Raw genomic sequence first — 16,186 nt, 5'->3', positions numbered from 1 at the left:
GAGAAGAAAGTGATTTTATAGGATATATGGCTTTATGCTTCGAGTTTTCAATAAATACCATTAGATATGAAAAAAAATAATAAACAAACACAAGGATTACTACGGCTTATTGAAATAGCTGGCACAAAAAAATGGTTGCTAATTGTATCTATGATTTTAGCAATAGCCTGTAGTGTAGCACAATTTACCCCTTTTGTATCTGTCTATAAAATACTGACAGAGTTGGCAGCTCATGCTACGGATCCTGCCTTATTGGACAAAGCTTACATTTGGAAGTGGGCATACATTACTTTGTGGTCATTTGTAGCTTATGGGGCATTATTGTTCTCCTCTTTGATGTTTTCGCACATTGCAGCATTTAATATATTGTACGAGTTGCGTATGAAACTGGCTCAAAAGTTGGTACGCTTGCCTATGGGTTTTTTCACCAAAAGAGCATCGGGTGATATCAAAAAAGTGATGTCGGAAGATGTGGAACGTATTGAACTGTTCGTAGCACACCACATTCCGGATATTGTGTCAGCTTTTGTATTTCCACTTTTGCTACTTACCTACATGTATGTAGTGGATTGGCGATTGGCACTTGTGGTAACATGTGTTTTTGTAATGGCAATGGGTTTCATATCAAGTATGTCTTTTAATCCGAAAATGAAACTTGTAGTAGAAAAATATTTAAATACCATGGGGCAGATGAATAATAGTATCATTGAGTATGTTCGAGGTATTCAAATTGTGAAAATTTTTAATCGTTCTACAAAAGCATTCGAACGTTTGAATCGTGATATTGATGATTTTCGTGATTTCTCAAATGATATTACTAAAAAATATGCACCAACTTATCTTGGTTTCTATATTCTTTTATCTTCTGTGTTGCTATTTGTAATTCCTGTTGCAGTTTTATTACTACTTAATAGCGAATCTTATTCAGCTTACATTCCCACGGTTTTGTTGTTCTTGATATTAAGTGGTGGTATTTTCTTTCCCATGCTTAAGTTGATGTGGATTGGAGGAATGATGTCGCAAAATAATGTTGGAATTAGTATGATTGATGAAATTCTGAATAAGGAAGAAATAACAGATCCTGAGAGTGAAGAAAACCCGAAGGATGCCTCTATTGTATTCGATAATGTATCGTTTGCATACGATACAACTCAAATTCTGAATCAGGTTTCGTTTACGGCAAAACCTAATACGGTAACAGCACTCGTAGGTCCGTCAGGAGCAGGAAAAACAACCATAGCCATGCTCGCAGCTCGTTTTTGGGATGTAAATTCAGGTGAAATTCGTATTGGAAATGTTCCTATTCACAAAATAAAAGTGTCCAATTTGATGGAAAACATTGCCTTTGTATTCCAAGACAATATGCTCTTTTTCGATACCGTGGAAGAAAACATTCGCATGGGAAACAAAGCGGCGTCAATAGAACAGGTGCAGCAAGCAGCACAGGCAGCGCAATGCCACGAATTTATCACAAAACTGGACCAAGCTTACAATACTTTGGTAGGTGAAGGTGGAACTTATCTGTCGGGTGGCGAACAGCAGCGTATTGCACTGGCACGAGCCATTTTAAAAGATGCCTCTATTATTTTATTGGATGAAGCAACGGCTTATGCCGATCCTGAAAACGAAGGGAAGATACTCGATTCTTTCTCTCATCTTGTAAAGGGAAAGACAGTGATGGTAATTGCGCACAGATTAAGTACGATTACCAATGCTGATCAGATTTTGTACATCGATAAAGGGAAAGTTCAGGAACAAGGAACACATGAAGAATTACTGATGATGAATAAAGAATATGCCCATATGTGGCAAACCTATTCACAATCCAGAGAATGGGTAATTAAAACAGAAAAGGAGGTTTTGATATGATGAATGTGTCAGCAGCATTAAGCTCAGCAACTATGGGGAATCCCAAACGCTTGCGACCAATGATATGGTGGACTATTGTTGAATATTTTTTCCGTGGATCACCTTACGGCATTACACTTTTTATTGTTTGGGAATTGTTTAAACCCTTGCAGAATCCAGGAACATCGCTTGATGTGCAAAAAATAACAATGGCATGTATCAGTATGTTTGTCTCTTTAATATTGCTATATTTTGCCAGTAAAAAAGCCTATTTCGCATCTTACAAAGCAGGTTACGAAATTTGTGCCGATGGACGAAAAGAAGTCACCCGACACCTAAAACGTTTGCCCATGGGATTTTATAATAGTCGCGATCCTGGTGATATTGGGGCTTATGTAGTAAGTGATTATGCCAATATAGAGCAAATGGTTACCCATATGGTGCCACAGTTTTTTGGAGCTTTGGCAATGCCATTGGTCCTGTTAACTGGCTTGTTCTTTTTTAATTGGCAACTGGCCTTGGCAGCTACATTGGTAATCCCTTTGTCTTGGCCTATGTTATTGCTCACCAATTATGTTGTGCGGAAATTTGGAGGAAGACATCAGAAAGTAAAAGTGGAATCGGCTTCGCGTATGATTGAATACATACAAGGGATTCGTTTGATTAAAGCTTTTAATCTTGGTGGAAGTAAATTTGAAAGGCTTGAAAGGGCATTTCGAAAACTAAAGAAAGAAAGTATTCGTCTTGAAGCTGCACCAGGACCAACCATAGTGTTTGCTTCAGTTATTCTGAACGGAGGAATTATACTCATTATTCTTTTGGGTTTCTCTATGTTGCTTTCAGCAGATGTTTCTCTGCCTGTTTATATTCTGTTTTTGGTGTTGGGAGTACACATCTACCAGCCATTGCTGCATGCTATGACATTCATGGCTGAAATGAATTATATGAAATTAGGTGCCGATCGTATTGAGAAGCTTCGTAAAACACCTTTGTTGGAAACAAATATGGAAAAAGAGGTTCACTGTGCCGATATTGAGTTTAGAAATGTTCATTTTAGCTATAAGGATGCGGAAGTAATTAATGGCATATCTTTAAAAATTCCTGAACAGAGCCTAACTGCACTGGTAGGACCTTCAGGATCTGGGAAAACCACTCTTACTCGTTTAATTGCCAGGTTTTGGGATGTTGATGAAGGAGAAGTCTTGATTGGAGGGAAGAACATCAAAAATTATAGTTCGGATACCTTAATGTCACAATTATCCATTGTATTTCAGGATGTTTATTTGTTTAACGACACAATATACAATAACATTCGAATAGGTAAAGAAGATGCCAGGGAGGAGGAAATAATTGCTGCTGCTAAAACCGCACAGTGCCATAGTTTTATTGATGCATTGCCAGAAAAATACAATACAATGGTGGGAGAAGGAGGGAGTACGCTTTCAGGTGGAGAAAAGCAACGCATTTCCATTGCAAGAGCCATTTTAAAAAATGCCCCTATTGTTTTACTCGATGAAGCAACAGCATCGCTCGATCCGGAGAACGAATTGTATATTCAGAAGGCTATTGATGATTTGGTGAAAAATAAAACGGTCATCATTATAGCACACCGTCTGCATACCATTCAAAAAGCCGATAAAATTTTAGTGATTGATAAGGGGCAAATTGCAGAGGAAGGAACACATGAGCATTTACTTGCCAGCAAAGGATTGTATAAATCTCTTTGGGATGAACAACAAAGACTTAAAGGCTGGAAATTTTAAAGTAATAAGTTGAAATTTATTGTCGACCTGTCTTTCCTGTACTTATAGAGGAATATTTTTTAAGAATTCAGACTTGAATTTTATTGAGATACAAGTAGAAATGAATTTGAGATATATCAATGTTGCTTTAAAATCATAATAAGTAGTGATTTAATGAGAGTTAATTCATCAATTCTGATGATTGACAGAGATTAAATCAGATAGTATTTTTATCAAACCAAACATGAAGAAAATTTAAAAGCAAAAAATATGAAAATTCTATCAGTAAACGAAAGTGCAGACAATTTAACAGTTCAATCGGTAAACGGATTAATGTTTATTGAAGAAGATTGGGTGAGGGAAGCCAAAAAGAACAAAAATAAACAAAAGAAAAAGTAAAATATAAAAGATATCTTAGATTACTTCTTGTATAAGTTGTTAATTTAGATTTTGTTAGTTGAAAAAAACCTTGTTGGATAGAGACCAGCAAGGTTTTCTTTGTTTATAAGCATACCATTAGCTCTGAATGAGCTAAATCGGGAAAAACATAAAACCAAATTTCATCTCAATTTTTAAAATCATACTTCTTCTATTCCGATTAATCACCTCCTATTGATAAGAAAGATCATTATGGTTTCATAACATATTGTGATAAAAGGGTGATGTATTTACCAATAAATGATGATTGTAAGTTTGGGATAGCATACATAAATTTGATTTTGAAGTTTTAATAATTGTCCCAAGTGATTGAATTTGGATTTGTTATATAAGTAATAAAATCAATAAAAACAGAACTTAATAGTAATCATTTAAAATTTAACCCAATGTCAGTAAAGTATTCAATTAGCCAAAAAGGAAACCCTAGTAAACCCGAAGAACCTAAAAAATGGTATGCCAATGCCAAAGCTAGTGGCGAAGTAACCTTTAAAGAATTAAGCAAAGAGATTTCGCAAGGTTCCACCACAGTAAGTGATACCGATGCAATGGCTGTTTTAAACGATCTTAACAAACTTCTTGCACGTCATCTTTCTGGAGGCGAAATTGTTCGTTTTGGCGATTTTGGATCATTTCAAGTATCTGTAAAGAGTGAAGGTGCAGAGACCGAAGAGAAATTTCATGCTTCTTTAATTAAAAAAGCCAAAATTAACTTTCGCCCGGGTAGCGATTTAAAAGATATGCTACTTACCCTAAAATATACCAAAGCAGAATAATGAATCGTATTGGTTTCCTGGATGTTTTTTTATTCGTTAAAACATCTTACAAAAAACGTATAGACGATTTACTGAAAACGTCTATACGTTTTGCCTAAAACCTTTAAACGTTTTTGTGAAAAGATATAGACGTTTTGTAAGCCCCGTAGAATAAGGAGTTGCAGAGTGCCTATTGAGCACAAATATTTGAAGACTATTTGATGATACAGCCACAGTAATGTGGCTGTGTTTTATTTGCTAATTTAAATCTTAGAATGAAATGAAAAGAATTCTCTTATTACTTACTTTTTGTATTTTCATGTTTGCATCTTGTGACGATGACCATGAGAATGTTTTACCTGAAACTGATGAAAATGTATTGCCAGATTCTAACCTGGAAAATAGTAAAGAACTAAACTTTCATCTGAAGGTAAAACAAACTTCCATGAGCATTTTTGAACGAATGGAGTTCGAATTTAACCCAAATGAAGGGCATGCTTACAATGAACTGAATAGTACTTACGATTCTATTGAATGGCATGTTGATACAAAGGGGAAGATGAATATTTTTTCTCATGGCTATGATGACGGAGTTGCATGGTCTCATACAACATGGACATGGTCTCACAATTTCTTTTTGCCAGGTAAGTTCAATACTTTTTTGATTGGTTATAAGGATGATAATAAATTCTATAGTGACACAACTGTGATAGATATTACGAATGATAGAGATTTTTTGGCTTATAGGTGGTCGGATATTAAAGGATCTATCGGACAGGGAATGGGCTATCATACACAGTTGCCAAACAAACAAGACTTCACTACCTATCAGGATAAACATGATGATGTACCATGTGTTACTCTAAATATAGCCGACGATAATCAAATTTATGAGCATTTCTTTTTGGATTTTATGAAAGAATTGTATTCTGATCCTGATTACACACTAGAAGCTGAAGAACTTTTAATGGAGAAATACAATGAATTGTTTCATTATAAAAAAGAGGATGCAAGTCCAACCAATATATGGATTACTTCTAATTCTCGAATAGCCTTGCTAAAATGTTATGTGGAACGATATGATTACACTTATTATGAGGTATATGCGGAACCAAATAAATAATGAATATTAAGCTATACTGTTTATTTTAAAACTGGTTAGTAAGGTCTGTCAAATGGAGTAATGATGAATATATATTGGATATTTATCGAATAAGAGAATGGGTAGAAAATAAGCCAATAACACATTTGACAGATAGAGAGTTGAATAAGTATACTGTCGTGGCTTTATAATAACATATCTATATTTAAAATGATCGCTCCCTATTAAGACAATTGATAGGGAGCTTGTTTTATTAAATCATCATAAATAATGAGTAACCTTAACCAATATCATTATTTATGATGATTGTGAGAACTTGTACTACATCCTACTTTTGTGCCATGCTTATTAAGAGTTAGTCTTAATAAGAATCAAAGCCTATATGATATGGGCAAACTAACTGGCAAAATTGTTGGATTAACATGAAATTAAGTTCTCTTATATTATTGTTTGTGTTTGGTATTACAATGATACCATCGCAAGCTATTTCTCAAACTCATCAAAGTGTAAAGGGTAGGGTCCTGTCAAAAGAATCGGGTAAAGCCATTGCTTTTGCAACGGTTGTACTTAACGAATCGCAAAAATGGTCGACTACCAACTTAAAGGGAGAGTTTAGTATTGATAATGTACGAAATGGAGAATACACCATTATTGTTTCGTGCTTGGGTTACAAAAAATTACAAGATACCATTTCACTTACTGAACTAAGAAATCCATTCACATTGCATATGAGTGTGGAATCGCAAGATTTATCAGAAGTAACTGTTATTGCTGAGGAATCACGAGAAAATGGAACATCTTCGGTCATTAAAAAAGACGCGCTTAATCATCTGCAGCCATCCAGTTTTGCGGATATTGTTGAGTTATTGCCAGGAGGTATATCTTCCAACAGAAGTTTAACCTCAATGAACCTAATTTCTCTTCGAGCACCCGTTGAGACCGCGAAAATATCCAATAGAGACAATACATATAATTCATCACTGGGCACTGCCTTTGTGGTTGATGGTACGCCTTTGTCAAATGATGCACAGTTGCAAACCGTTAGTGGTGCAGTTACCTATACAGGAACATCAGATAATTATCTGGTTTATAGAAATACTACTGGTAAGGGTATTGATATGAGAATGATTCCTACCGACGATATTGAGAGTGTAGAAATTGTTAGAGGGATTCCTTCTGTTACTTACGGCTCGTTATCGAGTGGTTTGGTGAATATACAACGTAGTTATAAAAAGAAACCTTTGGAACTTCGTGCCAAAGCCAATTCAGGAATGAAATTGTTTGCTTTGGGTAAAGGTTTCGAGTTCGGTAACAAGACATTGAATGTTAATCTTGACTATATAGATTATAAATCCGATCCTCGTAATGTAATGACCAATTACAGTAGAATGACTGCTTCGTTAAGATTTAAGGATGTTTGGAATACCAACTCGGGTATGTTAGAGTTGAGAACAAACTTAAACTACACCGGATCTTTTGATGAAAGCAAGCGCGATGAAGAGAATGATACGAAAGATGAATTCTATAAAAATGATTACAACAAGTATCGATTGGCATCAAACCTGAATTACTACTTTGATAGAGGTATTGTAAAGAATATTAATTTTTCTGTTTCAGGTTCATATACATCCGAAAATAAAAAGATTAGAAGGTATAGAACCGGAAGAATGAGTCCAATACTGATTGAAAAAGAAGAAGGAGAGTATTATGGAGAATTCTTACCAGCTTCATATTTGGCAAATCTAAAAATAGAGGGAAAACCAGTTTTCCTTTTTGCAAAGTTAAATTCCAATTTAGATTTTGATGTGTTGGGAACCAATCACAATTTAATTGTTGGTGCTGATTGGAGGTACAATAAGAACTTTGGGAGAGGGGAGATTTTTGATGTAACACGCCCACTTTATGCAGGTAATGGTCGTCCAAGACCAGCAAAAGACATTCCTGCTATGGAAGAATTGGCCATTTATGCTGAAGACAACCTGTTGGTCCCTATTGGTCTAAACCGATTAAAGATACGAGCAGGTGTACGAGCTGCTTCTTTGCTAAATGTTTCTGATAAGTACAGCATTGGCAATAAATTCTTCTTAGATCCTCGATTCAATTTAAGCTGGCAATTTCCGTCGTTTATGATGTTCGACAAATTAAGTAAGCTTAGTGTAAGAACAGGTTTTGGGTGGCATACTAAATTCCCAACCTTATCGCATTTGTATCCTAATAAGGTGTATTACGATGCAGTTCAGCTTAATTTTTATTCTCAGAATGATCAGTTAAGACAAATGCATTACAAAACCAAGATTATTGATCCTACCAACTTTGCCTTAAAGCCGAACAGAAATCAAAAAATGGAAGTTGGTTTGGAATTTAAATCAGGTAAAATCAAGTTTGACATTACTGCTTATAAAGAAGAAATGAGCGAGGGATTAAGACGAATGAGTAATTATGACCTATTCAGTTTTAAAAAATATATCATTGAATCCGGACCAGATCCATCAACATTAAATGCACCACCCACTATTGATATGTTCGATTACAAGCAGTACAAAAGGTTTGTGAGCTATGGTCAGTCTAAAAATGGTTCCAGAGAAGAAAAGAAAGGAATAGAATATCAGCTCGATTTAGGGCGTATTGAGGCAATTAAATCGCGTGTTTCGATTAATGGAGCCTGGATGTATATGAAGTATGGAAGTGATGCGCCAAGATATAAAACCTCTTCGGTAGTAATAGGAGGGGATGATTACCCTTACATGGGATATTACGAATGGGATACATCTCGAGAGTATGAGCAGTTCAATACCAATTTCAGATTCGATACTCAAATTGATGAATTGGGCTTAATCTTCTCGTCAACGTTCCAAGTGTTATGGTATACCAGTTGGAAGTATACGCCACATAATGGAATGCCAAGTTATTATATAGATATGAACGATAATAAATTTGAGTATACAGAGGCAGATACTCAGGACCCAATCCTAAAACACTTGTATGAAAAGCCAAGCGATAACGCCTTCGACACCGAGCGAGTTCCCATTACAATTGATTACAATTTGAAGGTTACAAAATTAATAAATCAAAATATGCGTTTGGCCTTTTATGTAAATAGAATACTGTATTACTATCCTGATTATAATAGAAAAGACGGATTTCGAGTGAAAAGATCAGCATCTCCCTACTTTGGGATGGAGTTAAATATTAATATCTAAATCAATATAATATGAAAATTAAAAGTTTATTTTTTGTTCTGCTAGCTTTAGCAGTATTTACAGCTTGTGATGATGATAATACCATTAACAAAACACTATTGAGTGTTAATGTAAACATGCCTGATGATATCAAAGAGAAAAATCCTCAGATAACAGAAGCAGAATTTAATTTAACCAATGTAAATACTGGAGAAGTAATTACTAAAAAAGTGGATTATTTTCCGGTAAGTTACTTCGAAGTTGAAGATGGTTTATACAATGTTGATGTGAATGCAACCATTCAATACGAATCAGCAAATCAAGAAGGCGAAGTGATTGCAAGCAATTCGGTGAAGGCTCGTGCAGTAAAAGATAATGTAGAAGTAAAGGATGGAAATTTAGATTTACCATTGAATTTCTTTATCCAAAGTACAAGTAATTCTTTTGTGATCTCTGAAATTTTCTTTTCGGGAACAAGTACACCAGAAGGAAAATCATACAGATACGATAAATTTTTTGAGATTTACAACAATACCAATGAAACTTTATATGCTGATGGTTTGTGTATTGGAGAAGGTGCTTTCAATACTGTTCTTACTTACTCTCAACTAAGCCCTGAAACTGCAAAAACAAGTAAAGCGGTTCTTCATGCCATTTACAGAATACCAGGATCAGGAAATGAATATCCTATCGAACCAGGTAAAACTCTTGTATTGGCTGATATTGCAAAGGATCATACTGAAGACAATGAGAACAGTTTCGATTTATCGAATTCTAATTTTGAATGGTTTGATGATTACAAAAATTTAGATGTAGATGTACCAGAAGTTGCGAACCTTGAAAAAGTGGTAAGCTATTCTCGTTCAATTTGGACTCCACATAGTAGAGGATACAATGCATATGTAATTTTCAAACTTCCTAACTCAATTACAGCGGAGACATTTGCAACGGAAAACGCATTTGATTATTCATATGTAGTTCACACATCAACAAAAGATATAACAATGAATCGTCAGGCTTGGGCGATTGATACTGATGATGTTATTGATGCTGTAGAGTGTAGTGCTCCTTCTAAATTTAAAGGACTTGCTTACTCTCCAAAATTGGATGTTGGCTATACTTTCGTAGGCGAAACAGCAGATAAAAAGTATGGTCACTCTGTAAAAAGAAGAGTTGAAAAAACGACAGAAGATGGCAGAATTGTATTAATGGATAACAATGATTCATCGATAGATTTCTTAGCAGGTGCAGAAAATCCATCTCCGGGTGTAGTCGGTGATGCTGAGTAATTAATTATCTCAAAGCATTGATAATTAAAATAAATTATAAAAGATGAAACGAGCTTGATTAAAACAATTATTAAACACATACGATAATGATTGTTTTAATCTTGCGGCTTCCATCCGACAAATACAAGAAAATTATAAACGGATGAAAATTAGAAATATAATAATAGCTGCAGCACTTTTAATTTCAGCTGCATCTTGTGATGATAATGATGCCATTAACAAATCATTTGTTGATGTAAAAGTAAGCATGCCATCGCATTTGGAAGGCAAAAGTGCAGAACTTGAGAATGCGGTATTTACATTGGAGAATGTGAATACAGGCGAAAAGTTGGTTCGTGAAACCTCATATATTCCTCAGGTTTACTTCGATTTGGAAGATGGATTATACAATATAAGTGTGGAAGGTACGATTACTTATTCTAACTTGTCATTGGATAACAAGTCAATTCAAAAAGAAACTGGTGTACGAGCTAAACAGGAGAATATTAAAGTAATTGGTGGAGACCTCGATTTAAATTTGGAATTTGTAACATTTAATCCAAGTCAGGGTTTCTTAATTTCAGAGATCTTCTTTGCAGACACCAGAACACCAGAGGGGAAGCAATATGCCGCAGGCGATCAGTATATAGAAATTTATAACAATAGCGATAAAGTATTGTATGCCGATGGATTGTGTATTGCCGAAACTGAATTGATGTCCGTAGAGGCATTAAATGAATATACTCCAGATATTAGAAACGAAGCAGTACCTGTAAGTTCAGTATATATGATTCCGGGAAGTGGTAATGAATATCCAGTGCAACCCGGAGAAACATTGTTGATTTCTGACATTGCAATCAATCATAAAGAAGCTAATAAAAACTCTTTCGATTTGTCGAAATCCAATTTTGAATGGTTTGATGGTGAAGATATTGATACAGATGTTCCAGAAGTGAAGAATATGATTAAAATGGTCTCTACATCTAAATCAGTATGGCATTTACATAGTAGAGGTTTCAAATCCTATATTTTATTTAAGTTCGATAAAGAGGTTCTTCCAGAAGAGTATGTAAAAAATTACGCATACCATTACGAATATTTGTTTGTATTTAATGATATGGAATTTCCTATGGACTTTGATGCATGGAAAGTACCAAACGAATTCATTATTGATGCAGTACAATGTAGTACGCCATCGGAGTACCAGTGGATGGTAATGTCATCTTCTCTTGATGCAAGTTATACACATAGTGGAGATGGTGATGCTTCCCGATATGGAAGAAGTGTAAAGAGAAAAGTGCTTCATGTTGAAGGAGATAGAAGCATATTGCAAGATACCAATGACTCGGCTTCCGATTTTATTCCTACTGCCGAGCCTTCACCAGGAATAATTGAAACTTTAAATTAATTGAATACAAAAAGGATCATCTGAACATTCAGATGATCCTTACCAGTCGATTTACATCATTTTGTTTATACAATGAATAAAATAATTCTTTCTGCCATACTTGCTTTGATATGCACAATGGGTAATGCACAGAATAACAGGACTAACTATGAGTTCCAAAAAGATCAAATTGGTTTATTTTCTAGTTGGTGGAATAATCCTGCAATGCGTTTTCATTATCCGTTAGAGGAACTAACAGAAGTTTCATTGTCACAATCGGCATATGACAATAATGTTTACAATGTGCAAAAAGGAGATAAAGGAAATAATTTTGAATTTTTAGCCAACTCATTTACCAAAAAGCAAAACAAACTATTTTATGGTGGTGCCTCTTATAATAATGGAGTGCAGAAAAATGTAAATTGGAATACATTAACCGATATCGATAGGCTGTATCCATATATTGTAGCAGATACAATTCCTGATAAAATGCGTAAAGAGCAATACTATTTTTCGGGAGGCTATGCTCAAAAGATGAATGAATCGGTATTGGGAATATTTGCTTCTTATACAGCTTCAACTTCCTACGACAGAAGAGATCCCCGTCCTTACAATAAGGTATTTGACTTACAATTAGCTACTGGTATTAGCCGTAAACTCCTTCCTGATTACAATTTTGGACTCAATGTGTTTTTTGATAGGTATCAGCAAGATCAAAAATTATCCCTTTTCAAAGACAATGGCTCAGCAAGTGTATTTTATTTGCGTGGTTTAGGAGTTGCAGATGCAACTTATTCTACTGTGATTACAAAAACTAATGGAGGTGCCGATAATACGTACAAACAGAACTGCTATGGCGTTAATCTTAGCATGTTACCACTAAATAAAAAACGCTTATTCGTTTCCTTATCTGCCTCAATAAATAACTTAGAACTAACATCGGGAAACAACCAAACGGTAAGCGAGTACGATAAAAAACTAGGCAAATTAGAATTTGCTTATAAAATAAGTAAAGGATACAATATCAAATTGCTTGGAGAATTAAGCAAAGGAGATGGAACAGAATTTAATTACGATATATCGAAAAAGTATCTTTTGAATAAAGCAAAGAAATTTACAAACATTACCCAATTTCTTCAATTGGCCTTTGCAGGTGAAATGAATTTAGGTTCGAAAACCAAGGCGAATTTTATACTTAGCTCAGATTACCACAGTCTGGAGGAAAAATATTTAAAAATAGGCAATGCTTCAATCAATAATAAGAATATCAAAAACTTATCTATTGGTTTTTTAGCAAATGTGCTAAGGCAATATGAGCAGTCTAGCTTGCTATTCAAGTTAGAAACTAATTATAGAAACAATTTAAGTAAGGAATTAAATGCTGGAAGATTAGCTGCTGATAAAGCCATTGAGCAATTGGTGATGCCCAATTATACATTCCAATCTTCCAATCGTTTATTTACCAATTTACTGATTAGATACGATTATTTTATCAATGAAAAGTACGCACTCTATCTAAAGGGAAATTTTGCATATAGTAAATTCAATCAGATAGATACGGGTGAGAATGATAATAGGGCGTACAGCATAGCAATTGGCTTGTCATTCTAAATAGTAAAAGATAACATCTAAATAGAACTTATTAAGAACTAACATTTTAAAATAACACTTATGCAACAAGCGATTGTTGAATGCAAAAATTTAACTCATTACTACGGCAAACGTTGTATTTATGAGAATTTAAATTTTGAAATTCCTCAGGGAAGAATTCTGGGACTGTTAGGGAAAAACGGAACTGGAAAAACCACAACCATTAACATTTTAAATGGTTATTTAAAACCTCGAAGTGGAGAATGTTTGATGTTTGGAGAGAGCTCAGCAAATCTATCTTCAGAAACCAAAAGAAAGGTAGGTTTACTGATTGAAGGTCATGTGCAGTATTCATTCATGAACATTTCGGAGATTGAGAAGTTCTACTCGGCTTTCTATCCCAAATGGAGAAAGGATGCCTACTACGAGTTGATGAAATTGTTGAAAATTGACCCTAAGCAGAAGATTTCGCGCATGTCTTGCGGACAGAGATCGCAGGTGGCTTTGGGATTGATTTTGGCGCAGGATCCTGAATTGTTAATTCTTGATGATTTCTCCATGGGTCTGGATCCTGGTTACAGAATGCTTTTTGTTGACTACTTAAGTGAGTATGCAAAGGCAGAGAACAAAACGGTGTTTGTCACCTCTCATATCATACAGGATATGGAGCGTTTAATAGACGATTGCTTAATTATGGATTATGGCAGGATTGTGATGCAAAAGCCGGTAACTGAGCTTTTAGAATCCTTTAAGCGATTCAAGTTTAATTGTACAAATCCTGAGGCTATTAATGAAATTAGCGACATCTATAATCCGGTAACCATAAAAGGGAACACCGAAGTGTATTCACTATTGACCAAAGAGGATTTAGAGAGTTTAATGAGAAAAAACAATGTGATGACAAACGAAATTCAGGAAGAAAGTTTGAGTTTGGAAGAAGCATTTATTGGATTAACGGGAAAATATTAGAGAGATGACAAGTGCATTATTATTTAAAGAATGGAAAAAGACCAAGTGGTTTGCAATTGGAGCTTTTGCAGTTGGTCTGGCTCTTTTAACTTACATATTTTTAAAATTAGGACGATCGTTTAGAATGGTCGGATTGGAACATTTGTGGGATGTAATCGTAAATCGTGATCAGTTTTTGTTTCGCGATGTAAAATATTTTCCATTGGCAACAGGTTTCTGTCTGGCTTTGGCACAATTTGTTCCTGAAATGATTCAGAAAAGAATTAAGCTGAGTTTGCACCTTCCTCTTTCAAATAGGAAAATTGTATTCTCAATGCTAGGATTCGGATTACTTGCTCTGTTAAGCATTTTTGTTTTACACCTAATTGTAATTCTTACATTCTCGGTGTTTTACTTTCCAATGGAGATTATTGAAAGTATGGTGTATACCTTGTTGCCATGGTATGTTGCAGGATTAACGGCATATGCATTTACATCGTGGATTTGTCTGGAACCAACATGGAAACGAAGAATTTTTAATGCATTGCTCATGTTTGCAAGCTTACAATTGTGTTTCCTTTCCGACTTTCCAGCTGCTTACAGTCTGGTTGTTTCGGCAGTTCTATTAATTCCTTTGTATGTATTGCCTTTTGGCTATTTCTCTGTTCAACGTTTTAAAGTTGGAATTCAGGATTAACTTATTCGCTTAATTAAAAATGAAAAATATAAAATATTTAATTATTGTTTTGGGAACCATGATACTAGCATGGTTATTACCCAAATCGTATCATTTGGTAACAGATAAAGCTTCACCAAATATATTTACCTATTACAGTTCAATTGATAAAGCTTTTTGTGCCATCGAATTTGATGATGTAAAGGGGCATTTGATTCGAAAAAACGTAAAGACCAATAAAGAATACAGCGAAGCAGAGTTTGATAGCATTTTGCCAATGTTTTATTCTATGCAACTTTTTTCGGATGGTAGAATGCCTAAAAGCATCAATGGCAAAGATATCAATCCAAGAGTGGTTAACTCAAAGAAATTCTTTTTTCGTGTTAAACCAGCTGATAAAAACAAACCACACATCCCATTGTACACTTTGTTTGAATCTATGTCGAAACGTGTTAGAATCGAAATGCCTGGCGATGTATTTCGTTTGACCGATAGAATTGAGTTTATCAATCCTGAAACCAACGAAATTAATGAGGAAAAAAGTGAGCTTTTCAACGAACAATTTGTTAAGAAAGGTTTTCAGTTTCCTGCGAAAATGGCAGCAGGTAATCCATCAACGCGAAAAGCTTACGAAGAAGGTTACTTTATTGTAGACAATAAGGATCAGATTTTTCATCTGAAAATGGTGAACGCAAAACCCTTTCTGAAGAAAGTACCTTTACCTGATGGAGTAGTTCCTAACTATTTACAGACCATGGAACCTGACGATAGAAGTTTTTATGCATTTGTTTTTGACACCAATAAGAAACTTCACATTATTACAACCAATGCCTATAGCTTACAGGAAATTCCTATGCCAGAGTATGATGTTGATAAAGATCAATTATTGATCATGGCAAATCCCTTGTATTGGAATTTAAATGTGGTATCAGGCAAAGGAAAAGAGGTATGGGCTATTAATGCTGATACAAAAGAGTTTGTAGATACAACCAGCATTGTTGGTGTTGAACAAGGAGTAAATTACAGCAAGTATTTTCTTCCATTTTCGGTAGGATTTACGAGTGGGAATACAAGATATATTAAGCCAATTTTTTATTTCGGTTCATACCTCGTTTTGATAAACAATTTTATTTTGGCTTTGGCCTTTGTAATGATCATCAGATATCGCAAACAAAAAATACAGATCCTGCCTGTTGTTTGGATTTCAATAACAGGGATTTATGGATTTATTGCAAGTATAATATTTAACCGCTAAA

Annotated in this window: 13 protein-coding genes; all 13 read left to right on the top strand. The window is 34.8% G+C overall.

The window, feature by feature from the left end:
* Nucleotides 1–66 precede the first annotated feature (66 nt).
* On the top strand, nt 67–1,869 hold the full coding sequence (locus tag DF185_RS05430; protein ID WP_110359721.1) for an ABC transporter ATP-binding protein: 1,803 nt from the start codon (nt 67–69) through the stop codon (nt 1,867–1,869).
* A complete protein-coding gene (locus DF185_RS05425; protein ID WP_110359720.1) occupies nt 1,866–3,611 on the top strand; it encodes an ABC transporter ATP-binding protein in 1,746 nt (581 codons plus the stop codon). The genes DF185_RS05430 and DF185_RS05425 overlap by 4 nt, the downstream gene beginning before the upstream one ends.
* 249 nt (nt 3,612–3,860) lie before the next feature.
* On the top strand, nt 3,861–3,989 hold the full coding sequence (locus tag DF185_RS24040) for a hypothetical protein (protein WP_262509975.1): 129 nt from the start codon (nt 3,861–3,863) through the stop codon (nt 3,987–3,989).
* Nucleotides 3,990–4,414: 425 nt separating this feature from the next.
* A complete protein-coding gene (locus tag DF185_RS05420; protein WP_110359719.1) occupies nt 4,415–4,801 on the top strand; it encodes an HU family DNA-binding protein in 387 nt (128 codons plus the stop codon).
* Nucleotides 4,802–5,060: 259 nt separating this feature from the next.
* Nucleotides 5,061–5,903: a hypothetical protein gene (locus DF185_RS05415; RefSeq protein WP_133249964.1), complete on the top strand. Its 843-nt coding sequence runs from the start codon at nt 5,061–5,063 to the stop codon at nt 5,901–5,903.
* Nucleotides 5,904–5,974: 71 nt separating this feature from the next.
* A complete protein-coding gene (locus DF185_RS24185; RefSeq protein ID WP_369073410.1) occupies nt 5,975–6,073 on the top strand; it encodes a hypothetical protein in 99 nt (32 codons plus the stop codon).
* A gap of 231 nt (nt 6,074–6,304) precedes the next feature.
* Nucleotides 6,305–9,082: a TonB-dependent receptor gene (locus tag DF185_RS05410; protein ID WP_110359717.1), complete on the top strand. Its 2,778-nt coding sequence runs from the start codon at nt 6,305–6,307 to the stop codon at nt 9,080–9,082.
* A gap of 11 nt (nt 9,083–9,093) precedes the next feature.
* On the top strand, nt 9,094–10,350 hold the full coding sequence (locus tag DF185_RS05405) for a DUF4876 domain-containing protein (RefSeq protein ID WP_110359716.1): 1,257 nt from the start codon (nt 9,094–9,096) through the stop codon (nt 10,348–10,350).
* 142 nt (nt 10,351–10,492) lie between these two features.
* Entirely contained in the window at nt 10,493–11,737 is a 1,245-nt protein-coding gene (locus DF185_RS05400) for a DUF4876 domain-containing protein (RefSeq protein WP_110359715.1), read from the top strand.
* Nucleotides 11,738–11,809: 72 nt separating this feature from the next.
* A complete protein-coding gene (locus DF185_RS05395; RefSeq protein WP_133249963.1) occupies nt 11,810–13,327 on the top strand; it encodes a DUF6850 family outer membrane beta-barrel protein in 1,518 nt (505 codons plus the stop codon).
* Between the two features lie 60 nt (nt 13,328–13,387).
* Nucleotides 13,388–14,275: an ABC transporter ATP-binding protein gene (locus DF185_RS05390; protein WP_110359713.1), complete on the top strand. Its 888-nt coding sequence runs from the start codon at nt 13,388–13,390 to the stop codon at nt 14,273–14,275.
* Between the two features lie 4 nt (nt 14,276–14,279).
* A complete protein-coding gene (locus DF185_RS05385) occupies nt 14,280–14,951 on the top strand; it encodes a hypothetical protein (protein ID WP_110359712.1) in 672 nt (223 codons plus the stop codon).
* A 19-nt stretch (nt 14,952–14,970) separates the two neighbouring features.
* Entirely contained in the window at nt 14,971–16,185 is a 1,215-nt protein-coding gene (locus DF185_RS05380) for a DUF4857 domain-containing protein (protein ID WP_110359711.1), read from the top strand.
* The last annotated feature ends 1 nt before the right edge of the window (nt 16,186 follow it).

Source organism: Marinifilum breve (genome assembly GCF_003202155.1).
Classification (GTDB): Bacteria; Bacteroidota; Bacteroidia; order Bacteroidales; family Marinifilaceae; genus Marinifilum; species Marinifilum breve.
The sequence above is the reverse complement of the archived record's forward strand: the minus strand, read 5'-3'. Positions and strand labels throughout refer to the sequence as shown.

What these genes read in the sequence shown, in the direction of transcription:
- DF185_RS05380 (WP_110359711.1), top strand. Translation starts at nt 14,971, where the DNA reads ATGAAAAATATAAAATATTTAATTATTGTTTTGGGAACCATGATACTA.
- DF185_RS05425 (WP_110359720.1), top strand. Translation starts at nt 1,866, where the DNA reads ATGATGAATGTGTCAGCAGCATTAAGCTCAGCAACTATGGGGAATCCC.
- DF185_RS05405 (WP_110359716.1), top strand. Translation starts at nt 9,094, where the DNA reads ATGAAAATTAAAAGTTTATTTTTTGTTCTGCTAGCTTTAGCAGTATTT.
- DF185_RS05430 (WP_110359721.1), top strand. Translation starts at nt 67, where the DNA reads ATGAAAAAAAATAATAAACAAACACAAGGATTACTACGGCTTATTGAA.
- DF185_RS05410 (WP_110359717.1), top strand. Translation starts at nt 6,305, where the DNA reads ATGAAATTAAGTTCTCTTATATTATTGTTTGTGTTTGGTATTACAATG.
- DF185_RS05400 (WP_110359715.1), top strand. Translation starts at nt 10,493, where the DNA reads ATGAAAATTAGAAATATAATAATAGCTGCAGCACTTTTAATTTCAGCT.
- DF185_RS05415 (WP_133249964.1), top strand. Translation starts at nt 5,061, where the DNA reads ATGAAAAGAATTCTCTTATTACTTACTTTTTGTATTTTCATGTTTGCA.
- DF185_RS05395 (WP_133249963.1), top strand. Translation starts at nt 11,810, where the DNA reads ATGAATAAAATAATTCTTTCTGCCATACTTGCTTTGATATGCACAATG.
- DF185_RS05385 (WP_110359712.1), top strand. Translation starts at nt 14,280, where the DNA reads ATGACAAGTGCATTATTATTTAAAGAATGGAAAAAGACCAAGTGGTTT.
- DF185_RS05420 (WP_110359719.1), top strand. Translation starts at nt 4,415, where the DNA reads ATGTCAGTAAAGTATTCAATTAGCCAAAAAGGAAACCCTAGTAAACCC.
- DF185_RS05390 (WP_110359713.1), top strand. Translation starts at nt 13,388, where the DNA reads ATGCAACAAGCGATTGTTGAATGCAAAAATTTAACTCATTACTACGGC.
- DF185_RS24040 (WP_262509975.1), top strand. Translation starts at nt 3,861, where the DNA reads ATGAAAATTCTATCAGTAAACGAAAGTGCAGACAATTTAACAGTTCAA.